General features: G+C 38.1%; 23 protein-coding genes and 1 rRNA gene. 3 read left to right on the top strand and 21 right to left on the bottom strand.

Annotated features, from left to right (window positions below):
* Positions 1-204, bottom strand: a 204-nt coding sequence (locus BM257_RS14310; RefSeq protein ID WP_143096884.1) for a DUF4372 domain-containing protein, incomplete at its 3' end; no start/stop codon positions are given.
* 536 nt (positions 205-740) lie between these two features.
* Here BM257_RS14310 and BM257_RS14305 point away from each other — a divergent pair.
* The 3 genes from BM257_RS14305 (at position 741) to BM257_RS14295 (ending at position 4,395) form a co-directional block, all read left to right on the top strand.
* The gene (locus BM257_RS14305; protein WP_092074076.1) at positions 741-2,147 is read left to right on the top strand and encodes a hypothetical protein; all 1,407 of its coding nucleotides are present in this window, start codon (positions 741-743) and stop codon (positions 2,145-2,147) included.
* Between the two features lie 69 nt (positions 2,148-2,216).
* The gene (gene dcm, locus BM257_RS14300) at positions 2,217-3,653 is read left to right on the top strand and encodes a DNA (cytosine-5-)-methyltransferase (protein WP_092074074.1); all 1,437 of its coding nucleotides are present in this window, start codon (positions 2,217-2,219) and stop codon (positions 3,651-3,653) included.
* 10 nt (positions 3,654-3,663) lie between these two features.
* On the top strand, positions 3,664-4,395 hold the full coding sequence (locus BM257_RS14295; protein WP_092074072.1) for a hypothetical protein: 732 nt from the start codon (positions 3,664-3,666) through the stop codon (positions 4,393-4,395).
* An 88-nt stretch (positions 4,396-4,483) separates the two neighbouring features.
* Here the strand turns inward: BM257_RS14295 and BM257_RS14290 are convergent, their stop codons facing one another.
* The 20 genes from BM257_RS14290 to rrf form a co-directional block, all read right to left on the bottom strand.
* Entirely contained in the window at positions 4,484-6,004 is a 1,521-nt protein-coding gene (locus tag BM257_RS14290) for a hypothetical protein (protein ID WP_092074070.1), read from the bottom strand.
* Positions 6,005-6,080: 76 nt separating this feature from the next.
* The gene (locus BM257_RS14285) at positions 6,081-6,491 is read right to left on the bottom strand and encodes a hypothetical protein (RefSeq protein WP_092074068.1); all 411 of its coding nucleotides are present in this window, start codon (positions 6,489-6,491) and stop codon (positions 6,081-6,083) included.
* Positions 6,492-6,501: 10 nt separating this feature from the next.
* Complete coding sequence (locus BM257_RS14280) at positions 6,502-6,720, bottom strand: hypothetical protein (protein WP_143096883.1); 219 nt, start codon at positions 6,718-6,720, stop codon at positions 6,502-6,504.
* A gap of 96 nt (positions 6,721-6,816) precedes the next feature.
* Positions 6,817-7,194 (bottom strand): hypothetical protein, encoded by a 378-nt coding sequence (locus BM257_RS14275; protein WP_092074064.1) that lies wholly within the window; start codon positions 7,192-7,194, stop codon positions 6,817-6,819.
* A gap of 68 nt (positions 7,195-7,262) precedes the next feature.
* Entirely contained in the window at positions 7,263-7,667 is a 405-nt protein-coding gene (locus tag BM257_RS14270) for a hypothetical protein (protein ID WP_092074062.1), read from the bottom strand.
* Between the two features lie 15 nt (positions 7,668-7,682).
* A complete protein-coding gene (locus BM257_RS14265; RefSeq protein WP_092074060.1) occupies positions 7,683-7,976 on the bottom strand; it encodes a hypothetical protein in 294 nt (97 codons plus the stop codon).
* A gap of 2 nt (positions 7,977-7,978) precedes the next feature.
* Complete coding sequence (locus BM257_RS14655; protein WP_143096882.1) at positions 7,979-8,179, bottom strand: hypothetical protein; 201 nt, start codon at positions 8,177-8,179, stop codon at positions 7,979-7,981.
* Positions 8,179-8,679 carry an ATP-binding protein gene (locus tag BM257_RS14260; protein ID WP_092074058.1) on the bottom strand — a complete coding sequence of 167 codons (501 nt, stop codon included), beginning with the start codon at positions 8,677-8,679 and terminating at the stop codon, positions 8,179-8,181. The genes BM257_RS14655 and BM257_RS14260 overlap by 1 nt, the downstream gene beginning before the upstream one ends.
* 10 nt (positions 8,680-8,689) lie before the next feature.
* Positions 8,690-9,181, bottom strand: coding sequence for a hypothetical protein (locus BM257_RS14255; protein WP_092074056.1), 492 nt, complete (start codon positions 9,179-9,181; stop codon positions 8,690-8,692).
* 3 nt (positions 9,182-9,184) lie between these two features.
* The gene (locus tag BM257_RS14250; protein ID WP_143096881.1) at positions 9,185-9,649 is read right to left on the bottom strand and encodes a hypothetical protein; all 465 of its coding nucleotides are present in this window, start codon (positions 9,647-9,649) and stop codon (positions 9,185-9,187) included.
* 12 nt (positions 9,650-9,661) lie between these two features.
* Positions 9,662-9,943 (bottom strand): WXG100 family type VII secretion target, encoded by a 282-nt coding sequence (locus tag BM257_RS14245; RefSeq protein WP_092074052.1) that lies wholly within the window; start codon positions 9,941-9,943, stop codon positions 9,662-9,664.
* A gap of 2 nt (positions 9,944-9,945) precedes the next feature.
* The gene (locus BM257_RS14240; RefSeq protein WP_092074050.1) at positions 9,946-12,738 is read right to left on the bottom strand and encodes an FtsK/SpoIIIE domain-containing protein; all 2,793 of its coding nucleotides are present in this window, start codon (positions 12,736-12,738) and stop codon (positions 9,946-9,948) included.
* A gap of 6 nt (positions 12,739-12,744) precedes the next feature.
* Complete coding sequence (locus BM257_RS14995) at positions 12,745-14,832, bottom strand: SEL1-like repeat protein (RefSeq protein ID WP_177216142.1); 2,088 nt, start codon at positions 14,830-14,832, stop codon at positions 12,745-12,747.
* Positions 14,801-15,103 carry a hypothetical protein gene (locus BM257_RS14230; protein ID WP_092074048.1) on the bottom strand — a complete coding sequence of 101 codons (303 nt, stop codon included), beginning with the start codon at positions 15,101-15,103 and terminating at the stop codon, positions 14,801-14,803. Before BM257_RS14230 ends, BM257_RS14995 begins: the two co-directional genes overlap by 32 nt.
* 475 nt (positions 15,104-15,578) lie before the next feature.
* Complete coding sequence (locus BM257_RS14225) at positions 15,579-16,196, bottom strand: recombinase family protein (protein ID WP_092074046.1); 618 nt, start codon at positions 16,194-16,196, stop codon at positions 15,579-15,581.
* Between the two features lie 99 nt (positions 16,197-16,295).
* A complete protein-coding gene (locus BM257_RS14220) occupies positions 16,296-17,648 on the bottom strand; it encodes a tyrosine-type recombinase/integrase (RefSeq protein WP_092074044.1) in 1,353 nt (450 codons plus the stop codon).
* A gap of 212 nt (positions 17,649-17,860) precedes the next feature.
* Positions 17,861-18,082, bottom strand: coding sequence for a DUF2795 domain-containing protein (locus BM257_RS14215; protein WP_021852076.1), 222 nt, complete (start codon positions 18,080-18,082; stop codon positions 17,861-17,863).
* A gap of 55 nt (positions 18,083-18,137) precedes the next feature.
* Positions 18,138-18,704: a cob(I)yrinic acid a,c-diamide adenosyltransferase gene (locus BM257_RS14210; RefSeq protein WP_092074042.1), complete on the bottom strand. Its 567-nt coding sequence runs from the start codon at positions 18,702-18,704 to the stop codon at positions 18,138-18,140.
* Between the two features lie 13 nt (positions 18,705-18,717).
* Entirely contained in the window at positions 18,718-19,248 is a 531-nt protein-coding gene (locus tag BM257_RS14205; RefSeq protein WP_092074040.1) for a hypothetical protein, read from the bottom strand.
* A 79-nt stretch (positions 19,249-19,327) separates the two neighbouring features.
* A 5S ribosomal RNA gene (gene rrf / locus BM257_RS14200) occupies positions 19,328-19,440 on the bottom strand.
* Positions 19,441-19,477 lie beyond the last annotated feature (37 nt).

The following is a 19,477-nucleotide window of genomic DNA, read 5'->3' as shown; positions in this document are numbered from 1 at the left end:
ATTGGAATGCGCAGAAATAATACTGGTCAGATCACGAAGGCTGTCACGATTGCTCAGCTGCCCGAACATCATGACGAGCAACTGGTTCCAGCATGTGAAATGCTTCACGTATTTGTTCCCTTCGTATTTCATTACAATTCTATCAAAAATTCTCTGTGGCAAGAACTCTATGAGCTGAGCAAAGATATATTTTCCGGTGTTCATCGAATGACTGATTTGCTTTTGGATAGCAAAGATAGTCAATTCAAATCGTCACCGTCAATTTCTCGCTCTAAAACTCTATATTTAAATAACTTACAAACATCTCCGCTAATTTTTAGTGGACACTAGTGTATCCATATAAAAGAAGATGTCAAGAGGACCATAATTAAAAAGAAGCGCACAGCGCATCAATATCAAATGTGTATCACTTTAATCTTATAACACGGTTTCGTGATACACTTTATACGACTCGATTTAATCTTTTAGATTATTCCAAGACACCTTATTAATAATATATGCGTATGAACAGAAACAAATCACCTTAAGAACTTTCATCAATAAAAACGAAGTCCCAGACTTCATAATGAGAATGGTAACATGTTACACTTAAATCAAAATCTTTTATGACTACGATAAAAATGTCGTTAAAGGGCTTCAAGTCAAAACGGCGAGTAATTAACCGACTTAAGTAAAGGCAATCGCGGAGCAGGGTGCACACTCTCCTTGATTGCTTTAAAAGAGCCATAAATTTAAAAAAGATGAAGAAAAATTCAATAACACAGGCTCCAACATATAGTGAGCCTGCAATAACAGAGCAAGGGAGTGGCACCTTGAGACTTTCTTCTGAGTCTCATGCCATCGAAAAGGAGAATGTCTCCAAGTATATGAACTATTCGGACGGATACTTCACATATCTCAGAATAGGCAAGACAAGCGGACCGATAAGATTCTACCCAGATGCAGAAACATCTTATACGGCAACTCTCAATGAATATGAATCCTTGTTGTCACAAGATGTTTCAGGTAGCAGGGCTTCCTTTTATATCTCGGACAGCACTGGTAATACTGTTTATCAGGGCGTACCCCAAGCGAACGGAAAGATAAAGTTCTCTGTTTACGAGGGGAAGCAAACCTCGAAAACAGACACCTTGACAGACTCTCACAATTCAAGCAACAATTCTAACATTAAAAATAATAATGGTATGGCACAGACAGAACAATCTCCAGCAATGGCACCAGTTATCAACACAAGTTACTGCTATGAAGAAGGAACACATGCAGATAACATTAGGCTCAATGCGAGCACCTTCATCGATAACAACATCCTTACCCAAGAGAACATAAAATTTTTATGTCTCTCTGATTCCGCAGCCCGTAAGTTGGCTAAGAGCATACAGGAAACTGCTATTATTAATAAGGATGCGGACAATGATACTTTTGTGAAAGCTATCCAAGACACTTCATTGAACATGATAACCGTCACGAAGAAACTTGCATCTGGCAGTCCTACGGATGAGAATCATTGCAGTATGCACGATGACTCACTTTACTGTGCTGCACACTGTAAGTCCAACGAATACTTGTTCAATGGTTCAAGCCTATGGAAGCGGACACCAGGTAAACTCGACTACCACAAATTGGAAGATGCAATCATGGACATGTATAACAAAGGACGGGAAATGATACTAAGCGTATCGTCTGAGTCTCTAGACCAATCTGTTGACGTTAATGTATCTGTCACTGACGCACCTGTTATGAAAGAAGTCTGCCAGACAATGCACGGACAACTGTCATTCAGCGATACAGTTCAAGCCATTACATCAACTATAATGACTTATGCAACTTCATCAGAAGACATTCTCTTCTACTTGAAGATGAAAGGAGCTTCTTTGGAGTCAGAAATTAAATCTTTGACAAATGACGTTGTAACTACAAGTATCAAAGGTAATCTTGTTACTTTTAGTTTGCTCTCCAGCATTTCAAAAGTGCTGAATATTAGCAACTATGCAGATAATACTGCTCTCAGGAAAGGAGTGCGTACAACGATTATGAACCTATTAGTTTGCGCTGCAATCTCAGATAAGACACGAGACTCAATCTCAACTGTCATTGACATAAACTCTATTGAGAACTACCTGATGTCATCATTTGATACAGCAGCTTAATTATTTACCAAACAGTCTGAAAGCCAATATCTGCTTTCAGACTGTATAATTACAATAGAATAATAAAACATGAGTAGTATTAAATTATTCACCCTGTTTAGTGGGTACGATTCACAGTTGATGGGAATTCTTAATGCAGTAAAGAACTCAAAGAAACACTTTGATGTAGAACTTGTTGGATGGAGCGACATAGACCCCTATGTTCAACTCGTACATAATCTCGTTTTCCCAGAATACGCGGATAAATGTTATCCTGATGTGACAAAGATAGATTGGGATATGATACCTTTTTTCGATGTCCTATTCTATTCAAGCCCGTGCCAAAGTGCCAGCAGATCTGGTCGTCGCGAAGGTTTTGAAAAGGACTCTGGCACAAAGTCTTCTTTAGTCTGGGCTGTAGAAAAAGCAATAGCATATAAACGTCCAAAATGGCTCGTCCTGGAGAATGTTGAGGGTTATTTGGACCCTAAGAACGAAACGACATTAATAAAATGGGCAAGAACAATAGCCAGTTATGGTTATGTCAGTTTCTTCAAGGTGCTGAACTCGGCAGACTTTGGAGTTCCTCAAAATCGAAACAGGATTTTCATGATTTCTATGCGTATTGATAATGAAAAGGATTTTGCCTTCCAATGGCCTAAAGCCAAGAAGTTAACTGTAAAGCCAGAGGACCTTTTGGAAGACAATGTTGATGATAAGTATTATCTAAGCGTTGAGATGGTCAATACTTATATTGATCTTCTTCGAAATGCTTGTGATGGATACACCTGTTCCGTTAAACATGAGTATGAGCACCCTACAAAATATTTTTCGAGTCAGTTTACTGGGAAAATATCATCTACAGTTACACCACTTACAAAGAATGGAGCAATACCAACTTTGCAAACAGGCTGTGGTTGTACTAATTTGAGCGCTTATGCCAGTTGCAGACAAGAAGGATTGCCATGTGTAGTGGAAGTCTGGGAAGGTGAAAAAGGGATTCAGCCAATAGAATTGAAAGACGAAAAACCATGTAGTCAAAATCCTAAAGCTAAGAAGAAGCCCTATGGTAGTAAAAGGATTCTATCCATTATAGACAATCTCGAAGACAATCAATACCTGAGAATCAGGCAACTGACCCCCAAAGAATGCCTAAGATTTATGGGAGTTGAGGATATGTATATTGAACGAATGTTGAACGCTTACGAAGCATTGGCAAAAGAAGGATATACAGAAGAACAGGTAACCAGTCTTATGACAATTGGTGGAAAATATCGTAAGGTTTCCGATTACACCTTATATGGCAGAGCAGGGAACTCTATCGTTGTCGATGTTTTAACTGCCATTTTCACTTCGTTAATCAAGCATTATCCAAATTCGTTTGGTGAGTATTGTGGTAAGTCTCCAGAAGAAGTAAAAGTTCTTAAAAAACGAGAGTACTCACGGAGACATTACGAAAAGCATAAAGCAGAAGTGCAGCGTAAGAGTAGGGAATATCATAGACAAAAAAGAATGTCAAACAATTAAAGAAAAGACAATGAAAAAGAAGATAAAAAAATACAGCAAAGAAAATGTTCGAATCCAAATAAAAGAGTTCGAATTGAAAGACGTTAGTTTCTTTGGATGTGATGCCTGTTTCGATTTCGAAATCAGGGATAAGGAAACCGATGTGTTATTGGCAACAGATTATGTAACCATTGAAAACGCATTCATGGGTGTTGTCGACAGTGATGACATATATTATTTCCTTGAAGAGAAGGGTATAGACTTCGATAAAGAATATGACGGTTCTTTCCATAATCTACCCGCAGACTTGCAGAAAGAGTATGAAAAATATGATCTCGACTACTATAATGAGGTCTATCACGAACAATTCTTTGACGATAACGATTCGTCTCATGAATGGTATGTAAAAAAGATTATGGATCAGATATATCTTGAAGAAAACAAATTTTATATCATACATGGTAAAGATGTTGCATGGATTAGTGCTACGCAAGACTACTTTGGCATTCATCTCCATAGTGATGATGTAGAAATCCATCAAGTGTATAATCTCGAAAAACAAAAATATATTTATAAGGCAGAAGGCATCTATTTCGACATTAGCGCCAGTTATGATTCCCCTCCCAATTTTGGGATCCACTTCTATAAACGCATCAAAAACCAAAAGTGTGTTGTAACCCGTAAAGGACTTAGGGACGATTATTATCCAGGATATATGGGATGGGCTGGTGACGTGTTGTATGGCTATGATGATATAGAATAACTTAATAACAGCAGTATCTTTTGGGCTTCGTGGTTTTCTCATATCTGGAACCACGAAGCTTTGTTTTTATGAATGGAAGTCTTTGTCATTACTCGTCTATAGAGAAAATATGTCCCATGTTAGCTTTCCAGGTTGTTTTGATAACCTCGTTATAGATAGTCCTTATGGTTTTCATACCACATATTTCTATATAGTTCTTTGTTATCAAATCCTTCAAATTGGATATGTAAACCATTTGTACGGCCTCCGCAATATCACCTCTTTGCTCATTGAAATCGTCAACAAATTGATAATATACGCCTGCCAGATAATCCATAAACTCTTTTTGTGTTTTCACCTTTATCTTATATGTATTCTCTCCTCCTGATGTCTTTTTGCCAAACTTTACCTGATTGTCAGACAGGTTGGCAAAATAAACATTTATATAGAAGGGATCATAGTATTTGTTGTTTACATCATTCGTGATAACTATATTAGAATCAGAGAACCATCCATCTTCATCTAGTTCATCTGGACTTTGACTATAGCCGCGGAAAACTCCACAAAAATGCGAACGCATAAAATAAACACCATTATACAATGAACTTAAGGCCAGTATGCATAGATTGCTTAAGTACAAATCCGACCACAATTCCACATGTATATTTTCATCTTCCAACTTTATAACATGGTAATCCCAAGGTTCCTCTTTGTTATTTTTGACAGAATACCTCTCACAACAATTAAGCAGAGTTTCAAATTCCCAGTTCTTTACGAGTTCCTCTGCCAAAGGGTCTTCTATTATGAAATGTGTATAATAACGATTATCTTCTTCCGCAAAATCATAATCATCTACACCCATAAAGGATATGCCAACACCATCAGCTTCCTCAACTGGAGATATTGCACAAAAATCTAAAACCTTACTAACCCTTTTTGTATAATCCTCACATACACAGGAAATGAACAAATAGTAATTATCGTATTTTTGTGGTAATGAAAGGACTCTATCAAGAAAAGTTTCTCCTGTAATGTCGTAATACTCCTTGTCTTTCTGATTAGGTTCTTCCCCTTCTTTATACGGATAGTCTATAGTTTCTATCGTAATTAACTTTCCTTTTTCATTAATAAACAGATGAAAGCGATTAAACATCATGTCATAATCATCACAAAATCTTCCAATACGAAATTTCTTGGCTCCTAATGATGAAAGAAACTTCTTCAGTTCCTTTACGGTTTTCTGATTGGCAGAATATGTCGGAAATCTCAGCAACTCTATTTCCAGTTCATTGTTATCTTTAAGTGGAGCTACAGTAAAAAAGCCATCTTTAAAATGGTATTCGCTAAAGTTTAAAGCCTGAACACATGGATCCACCCTTTTTTCTGCCCAATAGCTGCATAAAACATTCCAAACAGCATCATATACTATTTTGGATAGTTCTGGATGATCCTTTTCTAATTGTTTATAGAAGTCTTTATCGTATTCATCTCTTTCCAAACCGGTTTTTTTCAAGCCACATTTATACACCTTTTCAATGCGCTTAATGTCCCTTACATTCATAGATATAAGGAAAGCAGGATCATAGTACCTTTTGTTGATACTCAACCCAATACGTATTTTTTTCTTCATTGCCTTATGCTTTTAGCCATACTATTTGACCACAAAGATACGAAAAAAAAGAGATATATCGCTGCTTTCCGAAAAATTAATCAATAACAATTATTCTGCCTCCACCATCACCAAAGATATTCTCACCAATAACCTTAACCGAGTGTGGTATATATAGTGTAATTCGTTGCTCCTGATTGGCTCTCCAGAAAAATGCATCATCACAGATAGTGGTTACTCCCTCTCTTACTGTATATTCTGCCTCTTTAAAGGTGTTTAGGCAATTCAATAAATGCTTTCCATCCTTTGTGTATACGACATAGTGTTCATCAATGTCTCTGTCGTCATCGTCAAAGACCAGCATATTAGTAATATGCTCGCACTCATTATAACGATTTTCCCAGTCTTTGATGACACCCATTATCATATCATCCCCACACATAGCCAGTTCACTATCTATTATGTACTGGTATTCATCATCGTCTTTTACCCTATCAAACTGCTTCATTCTTCTGATTCTACTTTACCTTATGATTTACCCATTCCAAGAACTCGTCTTTCAGTTCGTCGTTCACAAACAGCATGTCAACACCTAACAGACCTGCAGGTAATCCTTTACATTTGTCTTTATATTGCTGTTGGAACTCTTTTAGGAATGGAGACCATTTGTCATAGTTATCCCAATCCTTAAAGAGTTTATCATGCAATTCTATGTTTTCTGTTGAACTAATCTTCATACATTTATTTTTTTATCTTGGTCATTTAGGATAATATATTACACCCACTCTACAATATAATCGTAAATGACCAAAATGTAAAAAGTAGAATGATCCCTATAAAAATCTTGGAAAGTCTGCCAAATCTATGTCTATTTCATTGTCGATTGAGAATACTTGGTACCAATTACCATCCTTGTCTTGCTTGTAAAATCGGTCCATAGCAAGTACGCGTTCATCTAAGCTATCATAACGCATGATGCGCTCCAACGTCAAATAAACAGCAGTTTCAAGCAAGTCTGCCAATTCCTTATCTTCCTTTTTCAGTTGTTCATAATAAGTGGGACCAAAAGTGTCTTCGTCCATGCCAGACTTTTCTAATGCTCTTTTATACATGTAGTCAACCTGCTCAATCACTTCATCGGGTAAGTCTATACAGAAGTCTAGATCACATTCTTTATGATTGATGTCAACGCCTATTAACAGTTTTGCCATAATCGTTATTATTTAAAGTTCTACCTCTGCGAAGGTAGCAGAAACAATCGAAAAAACATCGTTTTTATTCAAGTAATCTCGTCTTCGTAGCGAAGTTGACTTCTCAACATAGACAATACAGTCATGTCATTATCTGCATCATCCATGTTTTCGCCTCGTTTTACAACTTCTATAAAATATTCTTTTATATATTGCCAGTCTATTTGTGGCCTTTTCTGGTCTTTTACATCCTTGTACAGAAAGCTTAACCATTCACCATGAAATGGAGGGCTATGTTTAATCGGACTTATCAGATAGTCGCCACGCAAAAGATGTATAAGCCCGTCTGCCTTGACTATATAGACATCAAAGTATTCTGCCAGCCAATCAACAACTCCATATGCATCAGCCTTATATCGTAAACAAGTCTCGTCTATATAGACTATTTTCCTGACTTTTGGAGACTTCCTGGGTTTTAATTGTCTTACTTCCATATGCTTTTTATATATTCACATCTCTTCCCTCTCAACAAAGGCCGCAAACCAAATATAGCCAACCAACAACAGCCAATACCATTTGAAATGGATGTATACTAAATAGAAACTACCTACTACAATAGCACCACCTATTAGGATTTTCAGTAAAAAAGGAAAAGGTCCCAATATAAGACTCATAATGCCAGCAACAAGACCACCTACGATTTCTTGTATATGTCCAAATATCTCCCCTATGCCCTCGCTAATAGCAAAGACAAGAAGCATGAGACCGCCTATACCGAGTATCCACAATACTGTAGATATCATAATCAGAAGATTTTGAGGTCCTTACCTGTTATGACTGAAATGGGCTTCACCATTCTGCACAGTACAAGTCCTACTACCACCAACAGAACCTTCATCCAGATATGGTCATTGTAGAATACCATACCCGCATACACCAGGTAGAGCGGACTACACACCAATGCTATTGTGAGTAGCAAAGTAAGAGATACTAACAGGATTTTCATTACCAATAGTTTTCGTCTATAATCGTAATGCTAGTATTGTTATAGAAGAATCTCATACCCTCATCACTGCTAAACGTCAGTATGACAGGAATGTTCTTTTTGCCACATATATGGTTGTCGTTATTGACTTTCAGGACACTTTCAATATACATCCTTGTTCCCTTATCTTCTAGTTCAGAGAAGTGGTCTAACAACAAAATGGAGATAACTTTTTCTGCTTTATGTAGTTCGGCTTTCCTTACATCGTCTCCCCATACTGAGCCAACCCAGCCTGCTTCATTCATCTTGGCAACAATAGATTGTGGATCATCCATTTTACAGTCGACATAGATGATGTTAACTCCGGACTTTTCAAGTTCTTTCTCGACGATGCCCTTGAAGTCAAACCCTTCCGGTACTCTTACAATGGCGGAGTTCTCTGTCTTGAAATAACCATTATCGCTCATGCCTATTCTTTTGAGAATATCTGGCAATGCCTGTTCAAAATCTTTTGTTTCCATAATCTCTTTATTATAATGGTTTAACCAAAAATATTTCTTTTATCTCTCTCATCGTAGTACAACGACTTTCGGCGATAGACATCAATTGCGGATCGTCATGCTGCAATCCCATTGCACTTTCCTCTCTTGTTAAGACAAAACCTCTTATTCCTTGATAGTCAGGTCCGCTTCCCATAGCAATGGCACCTTTTGCGTGATATAGCGTACATCCTTGAATGCTTGGATTTCTACATATTTCCATTACCTCTTGATATAGCACATCCAACTGATTTCTGCTTTCTTCTATATCCTTGTATATCGCGCTAAGTTCCTCAGAGAATGTCTCAATATCTCTTAGAAAAGAACCGCAATTGTTACCGATATTGTTGATAAACCTGTTTTGGAAGGCCTCTGCGTTAGTGTCGTTCCAGTTACTGAAAAGAACATCATTGCAGCGACTTAATGTCAGCCGGTCGTTTGCAAAACCATCAAGTATAGAAAGAAATAAATTACCAATAGCCATTTATTATTTGCTTTTATATTGTTCAATTATCTCTGCCTGTTGCATTAGATTTGCAGCACCTTCTGATGTCGCCGTAGTAACATTGTCCGTATATGCTCTTATACGCTGAACAAAATCATCGATTTTCGCTTCTGCAGCACGAACCTTGTTTCTTATTTCTGACACAGCAGCAGTGTACTCATGAAGTCTCAATTCAGCTTCTTCGTCACTGTTTCCCAGAAGGACTTCAGACGTTGATTCAAGTTCCCCGCGTGCTTCGTCGTAACGGACTTTGAGTTCGTGGACTTTTTCTTGAAGAGAATTTTGTCTCCTATCTATGTCGCGGATAAAAGAACTAAGTTCTTCTCTTTTCTTCTCCGCCTTACGTTGAAGAGCCACACAAAGCGCAATCTGCGAACTGCCAAACTTCTGTAGCATTGCTGCATATTGTCGCAATACATCTGTTTGTTTTACACTTACATCATTCACTTGTTCACCTATTTATAGTCTGTGACTTTTATACTGTTCAAGAATATCACACGAACGATTAATAAATTCAGAATACTGTTGCATTTGCTGAGCAATTCTGTCGATCTCATTTTTCTTTTGCTCAAAATCACCCATAAAAGTTCTGTTTTGATCATCTTGCCAAGAGTCGCATACTTGATGCATTTGCTGTGTCAATTGCTGAAACAATTGAGTCAAATTTCCACTTGCGATATTCAGGTTCCGTCCGAATTGACGAAGTTGTCCGAGATCTTTTACTCCTGCATCTTGTGCCATAATTATAACTGCTTTAAAATGTTATTTAATTCATTTTCTGTAGGAAGAATATAGGGAGAAAACAACTGATAAGAGTCATCTTCTTCAGAATAATAGTAAGCTCGTAGTCTTTCTGGTTCACTACTTAAATCTTCAAGACGTATGTCATCACTCAGTCCCAGCGTCATTGCTGTTTTTTCTTCCGAACGCAGCATAACAATATGTTTAAACATGGAGAAAACAACTTTTGACGAAACAAATTCCTGGAACAACAATTTCGATGGTTTATCTATTTGCAGAATAGTATGAACACCTTGTTCTGGTCCGTTTTCTAATATGTACCTCATAGCCTTCTCAAAATTGCTAACATCTATCTGCTTCCCATTCCCGGAAAGTGATGAAGAGAAATTCAATCCAGCAAACACATTCACCATTCCATCATTGCTACTAGATTGCTCCTCTGATTCCGTAGCATCTTTTATTTCCAAATTAAGTTTCAACTCACGAAAACGTTCTTGTCCTATGATAACAAGTATTGTAGGTATAGCGTTTTCATTGGCGATACTCTCTGCAAGTTTCCTCAATTCTAAAGCTCTTTCTCTTCTCGCTATAACCTGACATAAACCTTTATCTTCAAGGTTATCCAAGATATTAAGATAATCTGCATCATCATCATTTCCGCAATCAATTACTTTTATTTGTGCGTCAATCCCTTTCTGCTTATACGAAATAATCAGAGATAATAATGCCGCTATTGTTGTGCGTGTTACTTGGTGATCCTCGTCTATACCAAACAACAAAATATTCTCACTGAAATCACGCTTTAAAGCAATTTCCAAAGGCTCTTGATTTAAAGAAATGCCTCGTCCCAAAATAGCAACAGGGTTGTTTCCTTGTTTCGAACTGACAGATTCTATAACAGAAGCATCCATATTGAAAATTTGGGCACCACTGAAATAGAACTGGCCATTACTTGACAAATCCGAAGTCTTACTTATTACGTCCTGTATAGTCTTGTCCAATTGCTCTTTAGGCATATAAGTAGACAAGAATTGGTATTGAGACTCCGTGTGATGATAAAAGACTTGTCCGACTTGTTGATTGGCTGTAATGCGGCTGCTGTCTCTTACCATTTTCTCAGAATCGGCAATAGAACACTTTAAGAGATAGTGATCTGTTATGTTATTGAGTATCTCATTGGATATTTCTGCTCCAGCCAATGTTTGAGTAGCAAGTAAGAGATGAACGCCTTGACTGCGACCTTCCTTTGCTATTTTTGTAATAATTGACTGTATCTCCTGTTTTACCATTCTGCTACCACGTCCCTGCATATTAAACAGCTCGTGGCATTCATCTGCAACAAACAGAATCTGAGGAAGATGTAGGTTGGGATACTTTTGGTTATATTCCTGAATGTTCGAGACACCAGCTTCACGCAACATCTTTCCGCGCTCCCTCATCTGAATGCTAAGGTCTCGCAGTATTTCCAAAGTAATCTGTATGTCGCTATTGTCAACAAGCAGTGCTTTTACGTGTTTTATGTCACGATAGCGATTAAATTCCACACCACCTAACTTGAAGTCAAGTAAATATAGACAAAGGTCAGAAGGGCGATACTTCTTGATAAGCTCTATCAAAACGCTATGCAGGAAAACGGACTTACCAGAGCCGGACTGTCCCAAAACAAAAGCATGGACATGGCTAACAGTATCCAGCATAAAGTCTATAGGAACACCATCTTCTTTCTTGCCTACAGAAACAGATAAGTCGCCGAGACTACTAGACATACTTATTTCTTCTGTTTTTGTGTTTGCATTATGCAGGATAGCTTTGCCATTTTCCTTTTGTACCGAAATCCCTTTTAAATAATCAAAGAATATCTCTTGAATCTTTTCCTTACCGTTACCGTCGTTGATGAAATACACTGAAATACCACTATCCCAACATTTTCTTTGAGGACCGGTATTCTGTGTGGGAAGATTCTGAAAATACCGATCCTTTTGACTTAAAATATCATAAGGTTTGTGTTCGCCTTCTTTTATATCTCCTAATAAACAACGTAAATCATCGAGAACTATAAAATGAATGCCTGCTTGACCACCTCTTTCAATAATCGATTTTAGAGATTCTGTTAGTTGCCCATATCCTTTTGGATAATCAAGCAGGATTATAAGTTCAACGGGAAACTGATCTGACAAAACCTTTCCGTATTTTAAAAAAGATTTTATTCTATTATACATCTCACCTATGAATTGCAACGTTTCTTCTTCTTCCAAATAAACATGGCAGAGATCGTCTGGAAGATTCTGGTTTAGAAAATTAGCTTTGTCAGACCATTGTAAATTAACTATATTGATTCTAACTTTTCCTCGCGGCATTGACATCATACACCATAATACAAATTCTATCATTTTTTGTATGGCACTTTCTTCTTCATTGTCATTATTATAAGGCGTTATAAGGACATGAGGGGCTTTTCCAAAGTCTATAAACTTTGGCACACCATAAAAAACTCTGCCAACAACATTAATAATATTGCCAGAATAAACAAAATTGAGATTGGAAGTGTCTTTCGATCTTATGCATATCTTTGAAGCTGTGTCTTCTGCTTGTGATAAGAAGTCGCCTTGACGCCTAATAAAAAGAGGATACATCTCAGGTTTTATTTTCCGTAATTCAGAAAGCATAGAAGCTAATGAATCTTCAATCTCATTTACATTTTCATCTTGTTCTTCCTTACTATTTGCCTGAATTGCCCGAATCTTTTGCTCCAGAGCTTTGGCAATCAAATCCATTGCTGCTATTGTCGTTGCCATATTGTTCTAGTCTTTTATATATAAATAAACACCTTTGTTATCAATCAATTTCCTTGCAGATAATGCGACATAAGCATATGAATTATTATGAAGATAGTCAAACTGTGACAAGTCTATATCACTTTCATTAAGTTTCTGTAAGAAATCGCCTAATTCATTTTTGGGGACTAACTCATTAGAGTTTAGTTCCATTTCGCCATTATGATTCATTATAGAGTTCCACACTCGCCGAGTTATCGGTTGGGTAATTATTGTAATTTTACGCTTATCCCCAAAGAATAGTCCATGTTTATATTCATAGGATTCTTGGATAGACAAGAATTCATTTACAACAGATTTCCAATTGTTTTTCTGTTTGAGTTCAGAAATGAAATTGGCATCAGTCGTTACAATTCTGAATGTCGCTCCTTCCGTTTTGGCATCATTAACCTGCAAAATTGAAGAATAGCCCAAATAGCCGCCTCCATCAAGCCATTCTCTGGAATGAGGTGGCGCGGACATCGCATATGGTCGAGCATTGTACGCCCCCTCAAGTTGTTCTCTTGTTGGTACATAGAACTCCATTCCTACTATACGAGAGAACTTATGACAAAAGTCTTTTACTACTTTCTCTGAAAAACATTCATATTCGTTTTTCTCGATGCTACTATAAAGGAATTTAGAGACTGCATCATGATTCACAACACCCCTAAGAATGCAGAAATCATCTACGACAACAGTATGTGTCTGTATGTTAATACCCTTTATTCTGTTTACACGAATTTCGCCTCCTTCAACAAATATCATATTATTAAATAGACTATTGATGTATGGGGCAAAGCGAACTTTATCTTCCGCAAGTTTTCTCGCAGCCTCTTCTTCAGCTTTTATTCTGGCCTCTTCTTCAGCTTTTATTCTGGCCTCTTCTTCAATTCTTCTTGCTTCTTCTTCTGCAGCTTTTTTGTAAGTCTCAATAAGTGATAGGTCATTGCAAACGACTCTAAAAGTATGTGTATCCCAATCAGGAATATTATACCTTATTTCAATAGATGAATAATCAACAATTATTTCTTCGGATGTCTCCGTACGTTCATTATGGTATTTTTCTGAAGAAAGATTGATTAGTCTATCGGAATACTCATATGCATCAGTGCAGTTTATTCCCCCTCGCAGGGCGTAGACAAGCTGGTCCTTTGAAGGCAAGGAGAAATGATATCCAGTCACTTCCGACATCAGATCAATGAAACTATGTATATCGGCTACACTGTTTAATTTATATATAAAAAGAGCTTTAAAATCATCCCAAGAAACAACGTTCTTTTTTATTAAGAAGTCCTCCATTTTCTTTACATATGCATTTTTATTAGAATCACGCATAATAGTCTCTTTCCCTTGAACATAAACCATGTCTTCAAGGAAAGCCTGAATCCTATTATTTGAATTCTTCTTTATATGCTTTATTAGCAGATTGTGTTCCTCCTCTGCCTTTCGTTTTGCTTCCTCTTCCGCCTTTCGTTTGGCTTCCTCTTCCGCCTTTCGTTTTGCTTCCTCCTCTGCCTTTCGTTTTGCTTCCTCCTCTGCCTTTCGTTTTGCTTCCTCCTCTGCCTTTCGTTTTGCTTCTTCTTCGGCTTTTATTCTTGCTTCTTCGGCTTTCTGTCGAGCCTTTTCTTCTTCAAGTCTTCTAGCTTCTTCTTCGGCAGCTTTAAGTCTTGCCGCTTCTTCAGCTCTACGTTTAGCATTTTTAGCATTCTCTGCTTCTGCCAAACGTCTTATTCGTTCCAATTCTATTCGTTTCGTTTCTTCTTCCTTCTTACGTTTATGACGTTCAACAGCTTCCACTAATGCTAAAATAGTAGTTTTACGCCTAATTTCTTCTTCCTCCTTGATAACATACAAAGGCTTTATTTCTACTATCTTTGGTTTATCTTCAATCTCTATAGGTGCATACAATACCTCCAAGGCTTTTTCATATCCTTGTTCTGCAGCCTTGATGTACCAAACCAAAGCATTGAAATAGTCTTCAATGTCTTTATAATAAGTGGCTAAATCATATTGTGAAGAAGCCTCCCCCTCATTTGCTGATTTAATCAGTTGATCTAGTTTCTCCTGCTCCATACTTTGAAATATCTATTGTGATATTATTTTCGTATTCTAATTGGGCTATTTTACGTTTATCAGAAGCCTCTTGTTCTGTTTCTTTTGCCCGTTCTAAAACTTGAAAGATATAGTCTTTTTCACATTGTTCGTGTATTTGTTCTTCCAAAGCAGGAAAAAATAAATCATTTCGAGATTGGTCGAAAAACACGATAAATGCCTCTCGTATCTCGGTATTTCTTAAAATCAAATCAATTAGACTTTGAGTCGTAGGTGAGATCTGATAGGACATAGTTCTTTTTGTTCTGTCCTTCAGTCCCTTTCCAGACGTTATTATTGGAAAACATGCAGAAACGGAAGTCTCATACACCAAAAGCGTGGAACCCTCACTGTTGCCCGTTCCACTTTCTGAGGTCTTCGAACTTACCCGTCTATCCGAAACGAGCAACGAAGACCCCACGCCGTATGTAGATATACTGCGCCCAACATACCAAAAAGATATAATACGGACTTGATATTACATACCCATGAGCATCTACCGTTGCATGGTTCGAGGATAGACCGAAGTGTTCGAAGTTTCAGAAAGTCCTAAACCAAGCGTCAGCAAACGCTTTTACCACTATGTTAGCCCTCTACCAACCGCCACTTTTAAGTGGCTTCGGCGCGGAGCTTGCAAACCCATACACCCGAAGGCATACAAAAATGCAATACAAATATAGTTATTTTGTCTGTCATTATTCGCATTTTGTGGATTTATTTAAGAAAGTTTAAACGAAGTGGGAGACTTTTCTAATCGTATTCACTGAATGTCCCGTCAATTTGCTGACTTCTCGCAGACTAAGACCCTTTCTAAGCAATTTGATTTCCTGACTATATTGTTGTTTCATCTGATCTTCGCTCTTAGTATATCCCCGTTTGCGACCAACGACACCACCCTGTTCCCTATAGTTCTTGTAACCGCTGTTCATACGTTCACGAATAGTCTTACGCTCCATTCTGGCAATCTCAGCAAGAATAGTAATAAGAAACTGAGACATTGCGTTGACTTTCCCATCTTCATTCAAAGTCTCAATATTATAGTTCTGGATATACAAAGACACTTTCATGTCGTTCAAAGTCTCGATGACTTGTAAAACTTGGAGGGTGTCACGCCCCAACCTACTCAGTTCTGTTACCAATACTTTGTCAATATGCTGCGCCTTGATATAGTCTATCATTCTGCTAAGCTCTTTTCGCTCAGCATTCTTCTTGGCACCGCTTATCTTCTCTGTAAAAACAGAACGAACCGACCAGCCTCTTTGTGTACAAATAGCTGTCAGTTCGTTTACCTGTCTGTCATAGTCCTGTATCAACGTTGATACGCGACCGAATATCACCACATCCATTTTCTTTGCTTTATCTGTCTAACTTCTACAAGCAAAGATAGTGATAATATTGATACGGCGAGGCGTATCAATACATTAAAGTGTAACTTTCAGTATTATTTAGCGCTTTTCTATATCTGGCAAGAAGTCAAAGCCTAGTTTATCAACGACCGATGACAAAGTCTCAGGCAGGAACTCTGCATAAACTTTTTCCGTTACGCCTGTTGAAGTATGACCTAACAATCGGCTTATCGCACTGACGTCTGCACCACCGGCCAAAGCCAAAACGGCCCAAGTATGTCGGGCGGCATGGAAGGTCAGTTTAATATTCCATCCCAATTCCTCTCCAATGGCTTTTAAGGCCGTATTGATAGTGTTATTCCAAGAATTACGTCGCTTATAAATAGCTTCGCCATCTGTAAGGTCAAAGTCTTCACTCAACAAGTCGAACACATAGACTTTATTACGGTCTTTCCATTTATCAAGGATACGATTAACAGGTTCACTTAGTGGGATTGTATTGCGGTTACGAGTCTTTACTTGGATTTTCTTAATTTCTTTCTTTTTGAAGTCTATATCTTTCCACCTTAATGTCATGACATCAACGAGACGCAAGCCACAAGCATGAAAGGAGAACAGGAACATTTCAAGGAACTCTTTGCGGCGTGGCTGTGTAATAGTATCGTACTTCTTAACCAACATTTCCAGTTCTTCCCTCTTCAAATAACGAAGATCCTTGTCCTCTGCATCTATATCGTCTTCCTCTTTCAGATATAAGTCCTTAATACTTGCATTGACTTCTTTTGAGAGATACCCCAGTTGTGCAGCCTGTTCGCAAGCCTGAAATATAGGAGTCATACTTTTGTTAATAGCTGACGGTTTCCTTTTAGCTTTCAATCGCCATGCACGAAAATCACATATCAACTCCTCATTAATCTCACCAACATAGATTAGTTCATTATCTGTACCATGTGTTCCTTTTCCTGTCATTAGAAGAAACTCTGAAAACTTGTTTATTGCAGAAATGCCATTTTCACGTGTACTTACTGCGATCTTTCCCTTATCAAATTTGGTTTGGATTAAGCCTTTTGCAAATTCTACGAAGTCCTTACCACTATCAGCCCGCAATAACTCAAAGTTGTCATCGAGGAAAGCACGTATCACCTCACCTGTAATATGTCCATTTGCCTCATAGTATTGCACTATCTTGGCATCAATACCAGCAAGGCGTTTATGCAACACAGTATTGTAGTACTTGTAGTCTAAGTCTGTGGTAGCACGTATCTCGCCTATTCCTCCACAGCCCTTTTCATTCCAGTCTTTAGGAAAAACTGAGACTTCCGTAGTCTTCCGCATAGAGTCAGCATTCCAATTGTACTCAATGTAGATAGGATACCGCTTGTTTGACTGCACAACTCTTGGAGTACGCAGTTTCAGCCTGCCTTTTGGATAGTTTCTTGCTGTTCTGCCCATACTTGTTTTGAAAATTATATGATCACCTACGGAAAGTTACTGCAAAGATACAAATTATTGATCATTTTATTTTCATTTTAAGGCTAAAAATGCCTTTTTTGATCGGTTAATTTGGCACTAAAAGACCGAAAAAAGCAACATGGAAAATCTGGCTGATTTATCCATGCTGCTTATTTTCAATTAGTTACGCTTTTCTAAGCCGAATTAAATGATCAATACTCATCCTCGTTGAATAGGAAATCCTCTTTCGTAGGATAATCTGGCCAGATGTCCTCGATGCTTTCATAAACATCACCCTCATCCTCTATTTCTTGTAGGTTCTCCAACACTTCAAGTGGTGCACCTGAACGGATGGCATAATCTATAAGTTCGTCCTTGGTAGCGGGCCAAGGAGCGTCTTCAAGCTTTGAAGCTAATTCTAGTGTCCAATACATAGTCTTTCAAATTTATCAGTTTTAGAATTTGACCGCAAAAGTAATATTTTTTTTCTTAATCACAAGCATTCTGCCATAATTTTTCACTATGCCCTGCAATAAAATTCAACTTCTTAGCCAAAACAAACAAATAATCGCTCAAACGGTTCACATATTGAAGCACTTCTGGTGACACTGTAGCATTTGCAGCGAGTTCGACAATCCGTCTTTCCGCACGACGGCAAACCGTACGACAAACATGTGCCTGGGCTGCTTCCTTTGTACCGCCGGGTAGTACAAAACCCTGTTTCTCGGGAAGCATCTCCATAATGGCATCAACTTCCTGTTCTACTCGTTCTATCTCGCCTTCCGGTAGATAAGCAGAAGGGTAAAGTGGGGTCTGATCCTGATCTGTTGCCAGATTGGTACACACATTAAACAAGTTGTTCTGGATTCGTTCTACCATATCCTTGTCATGCCCTTCTGGCAATAGTGCAGCCAGCAAACCAAGATGAGAACTAAGTTCATCAACAGTCCCATACGACTCTAACCGTATACTTGCCTTGCTAACTCGTTGTCCTCCTACCAATGACGTCTTTCCCTCATCACCACGCCGGGTATATACTTTGGTAATTTTTTTCATCTTCGGTTAGTCTTTAGAAATTTACTTTATAATTCATTTTATGCCGTTTCTTGTCAAAGAAGACAATGCCACAATAATATAAGTCAAAGGTAACACTTGTACGAGAATCCTTTTCCACCTCATGCCAAAAATCCATATCGCGATAGATTTTGTCTATCACTACAACGGAAGAGTCATCCACCTTATTATATATCATATCCATCTTCGCACGATAATCCTCGAATACTTCCAGTCTCTCCAACTCTATATGCTGAACCTCTGGAACCATCTTAGTCTTCATGCAACCTGCCGTAAAAAAAGCACCATATGGGTCAATTCGCATCATAGAAGGCTGTCGCCAATTAGCAAGTCGAAAATAAAGTCTTCCTATCTTTCTATCAAGCCAGCCTTTACTCAATTGCCCCAAACGATCATAGGCATAATACGGCCAATGCTCGTTTATCACATAACGGACAAACGCATAGTCCGTGGGTGACTGTATTCCAAAGCCACGACAATATGGAAGTCGATAAAGCCATACATATATTCGTTTTAGGTGATTCATATTGCAAAGTTAATGACTTTATTTCAAAAAAACGAAGAAGCCCCGCGGATATTGCATCCGCAGGGCCTCGTCTGTGAAAAAGTGGCGGCCTCCTACTCTCCCGCATTGCATTGCAGTACCATCGGCGCAGGCGGGCTTAACTTCTCTGTTCGGAATGGGAAGAGGTGGGACCCCGCCGCAATAACCACCTGATAATTCTTCGGATTAGTAATTAGGAATTAGGAATTAG

Source organism: Prevotella sp. tf2-5, assembly GCF_900115435.1.
In the GTDB taxonomy this organism is placed as follows: domain Bacteria; phylum Bacteroidota; class Bacteroidia; order Bacteroidales; family Bacteroidaceae; genus Prevotella.
The sequence above is the reverse complement of the archived record's forward strand: the minus strand, read 5'-3'. Positions and strand labels throughout refer to the sequence as shown.